This window comes from Aminobacter sp. P4_D5 (assembly GCF_056401815.1).
Genome location: NZ_JBFUIP010001415.1, coordinates 1 through 516, shown reverse-complemented (window position 1 = coordinate 516; position 516 = coordinate 1). Strand labels below are relative to the sequence as shown.

Below are 516 nucleotides of genomic sequence, written 5' to 3'. Positions count from 1 at the left end.
GGACGACGGATTCCGCCGCCAGCAGCGTCCCGCCGGGCGCCACCTGCGCGTCCATGCGGCGGCGGAGGCGTGCGCTGTCGAAGAGGATCGCCTCCTGCGGCAGGTATTCCAGAACGGCGTCTTCCGCGACCTCGAGGCGCAGGGCGATATGGGATTCCTCGCCGAGGCTCCGGTAGATCTTCTCCGCGGCCGGCGTCGTCACGAGTGCCTTCGCCCCTTCGCGCAGCGTGATCCGCGCCTCCAGCCCATCGCCGCCGGCGAGGCCGCCCGCCACATTCACCAGCACCGCCTCCAGCGGCTGGCCCGGATCGGGTGTCGGGAAGAGCACCCGCAGCGGCGCCGCCTGGTGCAGCCGCGCCAGCCCGTGCGCTGCCACCTCCAGCGATGCCGCGCCGATCGCGCGCTGATGTCGAATCATGCAGGTGACGGTGGCCGCGTTTCCTAACGCATGGCAAGCTCACGGCCATGCTCCTCCATGTCACGCTCGGCGCGCGCCGCTACCGCATCCAACGCCCC

General features: G+C 71.7%; 1 protein-coding gene. It reads right to left on the bottom strand.

The annotated features are described in order from the left end of the window. A partial coding sequence (locus tag AC1DWF_RS38725) for an urease accessory protein UreD (protein ID WP_476843696.1) occupies window positions 1-418 on the bottom strand: 418 nt, incomplete at its 3' end. Between the last annotated feature and the right edge of the window lie 98 nt (window positions 419-516).